Consider the following 4,234-nt stretch of genomic DNA (forward strand, 5'->3'; position numbering starts at 1 on the left):
GGCCGGCCCTTCCGCGACCCCGATCCGCGCCAGGCCGCACGCCACTACCGCGACGCGATCGCGGCCGGCGACGCCGCCGCGGCCGAACCCCGCGCGCGCCTGCGCCGCTGGCTCGAGGACCGGGCGCGGGAAGGGGACATCAACGCGCCGCTCACGCTTCGGGATTTCTGGCAATGACGCCGCGCCGCCTGCTGCTTCTCGCTTCCGTCGCGCTGTTGCCCTTGGCGGCGGAGGCGCAGACCGCCGATACACGCGCCGTCCGTCCTGCCACGCGACAGCCGCTGCTGATCCCTGGCAAGACGACGCTGTTCCAGCGCGTGATCCTGCGCCCCGGCGCGACGCTGCATGCCCAGCCCGGCGCGGCGCAGGGCCGCCCGGTCGCCGGCTTCTCGGTCGCGCATGTCTATGCGCGGCGCGATGGCTGGATCGAGATCGGGCGCGAGGCCGATGGCCGCGTCGATGGCTGGGTGCGGGAGGAGCGTGCGATCGACTGGCGCCATGCCATGGTCGGCGCCTTCACCAACCCGGCGGGGCGGGAACGCGCGATGTTCCTGCGCGACGCGGCAAGCCTGCGCGGCCTGCTCACCTCGCCGCAGATAGGCCCGGAGGCGGCGGCGCTGCGGGCGGCGGCCGGCCAGCCCGGCAGCCCCGTGCTGGCGATGGAGCCCGAGACCTTCATCGACATCCAGCGCAATTTCTATCTGTTGCCGATCCTCGAGGCGGAGACCGTCCAGCGTCGCGACGGGACGCAGATGCGGATGCTGGAGGTGATCTCCGCCCCGGCGGAACTGCGCCAGGCGCCGACCCAGGCGGACCCTGCGCGGCTGCGGGATTTCCGCGGCGCGATCGTGTTCGTGGTGGATACGACCATCTCCATGCAGCCCTATATCGACCGGACGCGGGAGGCGATCCGCCGGATCGTCGGACGCATCGGCGATACCGCGGTGCGCGACAATTTCCGCTTCGGCATGGTGGCCTATCGCGCCGACATTTCTTCCCGCCCGCAGCTCGAATACGTCACGAGCCTTGTCGCGGCGCCCGATCTGTCGCGCCCGCCCTCCGCGATCCTGCCGGCACTGGAGGGCGTGCGCGCCGCCACCGTCTCGACCGAGCAGTTCGACGAGGATGCGATTGCGGGCCTGCGGGTCGGGCTCGACCAGGTGGACTGGCCGCAATTCGGCGGCCGCTACATGGTGCTGATCACCGATGCCGGCGCGCTGGATGCGACCGACCCGAAGTCGCAGACCCGGCTGGGGATCCCGGAGATCCGGGCGCTGGCGGAGGCGCGCGGCGTGGCGTTGTTCGCGATCCATCTGCTGACGCCCGAGGGCCGCGCGAATCACGCCCAGGCGCGCGCGCAGTATACGGAACTGACGCGGGCCGGCGCGGCGGGTTCGCTCTATTTCCCCGTGGAAGGCGGCAGCCCGCAGGCTTTCGAACGCGTGGTGAACGGGCTGACCAACGCGCTGTTCCGCCAGGTGGCGGACACCGTCGGCCGCCCCGTCGGCGGCGTGGAGCCGGCCCGCACGCCTGAGGCCGAGCGCATCGCGCAGCAGGTGGAAATCGTCGGCACGGCGATGCGCCTGGCCTATCTCGGGCGGGAAGGGGGCACGACGGCGCCGGACGTGGTGCGGTCCTTCGTCACCGACCGCGACCTCGCGGATCCGACGCTCGCGGCTCTCGACGTGCGCGTGCTGCTGACGCGCAACCAGTTGTCCGACCTGTCGCAGGCGCTGACGCGCATCCTCGATGCGGGCCTTGCGGGGCGGACCGATCCGCGGTCCTTCTTCGGCCAGTTGCGCGCGGCCTTCGCAGCGACGGCGCGGGACCCGCAACGGCTGGGCAACCTCGCCCGCGTCGGACAGGCGCTCGGCGAGTACCTGGATGGTCTGCCCTACCAGAGCCAGGTGATGGAACTGACCGAGCAGGAATGGCTCGCCATGGGGGCGGCCGCGCAGCGGGAACTGATCAACGGCATCGAGGCGAAGCTGCGCCTGTACCAGGAATTCGCCGCGCGGCCGGATCTGTGGGTGACGCTCGACGGGCGGCCGGGGGGCGAGGCCTTCTTCCCGGTGCCGCTCGAAGCCTTGCCGTGAGTCTTTGTTTGCCTCAGGCGCCGACGCCGCCATCCGACAGCTTGGCTTTCGCACCCTGCACTGCTGGACCCGGCGCGGCTGATGGTCTTGGCGCGGTCGCGCCTTGTGCTCGCGCATCGAGGCGGGGCCTCGATCCGCATCTGCGCTTTCGGTCCGGCGAACGCACCCTCGCGGTCTGGACCTCCACGCGATGCCTGCACATCTTGCTGCATGCGTCGCGTGGAGCGGGCTCGCATACGCGATGACCGCGCTCCTGTCCCTGCGCGGCGCACGAAAATCGTATCGCGGGGATGCGGCGCCCTTCGCGCTGGAGGTCCCGGCATTCGACCTCGCGGGAGGGGAGCCGCTGGCGATCGCCGGGCCCTCGGGCAGCGGGAAGTCCACCCTGCTGATGATGCTGGCCCTCGCTGCGCCGCCGGACACGGCGGAGGTCTTTCGCTTCGCCGGGCAGGACATCGCCGCGCATTGGCGCGCCGGGCGGCGGGATGCGCTGGCGGACCTCCGCGCGCGGCAGATCGGCGTCGTGCCGCAGACCGGCGGGCTGCTGCCCTATCTGACCGTGGGCGGGAACATCGCCCTGCCGCAGCGCATCGCCGGGCGCCCGGATGCGGCACGAGCGCGGGCACTGGCCGAGGAACTCGGCATCGGCGCGCATTGGGCGAAGCGGCCGGCGGAACTCTCGGTGGGCCAGCGGCAGCGCGTGGCGATCGCCCGCGCGCTTGCCCACCGCCCCGCGCTGGTGCTGGCGGATGAGCCGACGGCCTCGGTGCATCCGGAACTCGCCGACGCGGTGCTGGCGCTGCTCAAGCGCGAATGCGCGGCGGCGGGGGCTGCGCTGATCGTCGCGACTCACGACCCCGACCGCGCGCGGCGCGCCGGCTATCCGGTGCTCGCGTGCGAGACGCACCCGCCAGGCGCGGATGGCGTCGCGCGATCGGTCTTCACGCGTGCCATGGCGGCGGAGGCCGCCTGACCATGCTGCGCCTCGCGCTTGCCGACCTCTGGCACGAACGGGTGCTGTTCATCTGCTCGGCGCTGGGCTGCGCCGCGGTGCTCGCGCCGTTGATCGTGCTGTTCGGGCTGCGCCAGGGCGTTGTCGCCGGACTGCGCGCGGAACTGCTCGACGATCCCCGCGCGCGCGAAGTGGTCTCGGTCGTCAATCGCACCCTGGAACCCACTGTGTTCGAGCGCCTCGGCGCCGATCCGCGCGTCGCCTTTATCGTGCCGCGCACGCGCGCGCTATCCGCCACCATCGTGCTGGAGAACCCGGACCGCCAGGGTGGGGGATCGCGCGTGGAACTGCTGCCGACGGGCGAGGGTGATCCGCTGCTGCCGGGGCTCGGCACCATGGATGCGGGCGCGCTGGTGCTCTCGGCCGCCGCGCTGCAACGGTTGGGCCTGCAGGTCGGCGCACCTGTCCTCGCCTCGGTCGCGCGCAGCCGTGACGGGCAGCGGGAAATCCTGACGCTGCCGATGCGCGTCGCCGCCGTTGCGCCGCTGTCCGCCGCCACGCGCGAAGCCGCCTTCGCAACTCTGCCGGTGTTGCTGCTGGTGGAGGATTTCCTCGATGGCACCGCGGCGCCGGATGCGCGCCCGGGCGCTGCCGCGGCGACGCGCGCCCGTCCCTTCGCGGGTTTCCGCCTGCATGCTGCCCGGCTCGAGGACGTGCCCGCGCTCGATGCCGAGTTGCGCCTCGCGGGCATCGAGGTCGCTTCGCGGGCCGACGCGGTGGCGGGGCTGTTGCGGCTGGATCGGAATCTCGCGCTGCTGTTCCTGGCGATCGCCGGGGCGGGCGGGGCGGGTTACCTTGTCAGCCTGGGCGTCGGGCTCTGGGCGCAGGTGGAACGCAAGCGGCGGGACCTGGCGCTGCTGTCGCTCCTGGGGATGAAGCGCCGGGCGTTGCTGACGCTGCCGATCATCCAGGCGGCGGCGGTCGCGCTGGCCGGTGCCGTGGTGGCGTTCCTTGTGGCGGCGGCGGTCGCGCGCGTGCTGAATGGTGCCTTCGCCGGCACTGTCACGGGCGATCGGCCGGTCTGCCTGTTGACCGCGCGCATGGGGCTCGCGGCGGCGGGCGTGACGCTGGCGGGCGCGGTGCTCGCGGCGGTGCTGGCCGGGCTGCGCGCGGCATCGGTGCCGCC

The 4,234-nt window shown here is 72.9% G+C and carries 3 protein-coding genes; all 3 read left to right on the forward strand.

What is annotated here, in order from left to right:
• Positions 1-173 precede the first annotated feature (173 nt).
• On the forward strand, positions 174-2,096 hold the full coding sequence (locus tag HW577_RS21730) for a vWA domain-containing protein (RefSeq protein WP_198378210.1): 1,923 nt from the start codon (positions 174-176) through the stop codon (positions 2,094-2,096).
• 241 nt (positions 2,097-2,337) lie between these two features.
• Entirely contained in the window at positions 2,338-3,069 is a 732-nt protein-coding gene (locus HW577_RS21735) for an ABC transporter ATP-binding protein (protein ID WP_198378211.1), read from the forward strand.
• Positions 3,070-3,071: 2 nt separating this feature from the next.
• On the forward strand, positions 3,072-4,234 hold a 1,163-nt coding region (locus HW577_RS21740; protein ID WP_198378212.1), incomplete at its 3' end, for an FtsX-like permease family protein.

This window comes from Neoroseomonas rubea, from assembly GCF_016106015.1.
Classification (GTDB): domain Bacteria; phylum Pseudomonadota; class Alphaproteobacteria; order Acetobacterales; family Acetobacteraceae; genus Neoroseomonas; species Neoroseomonas rubea.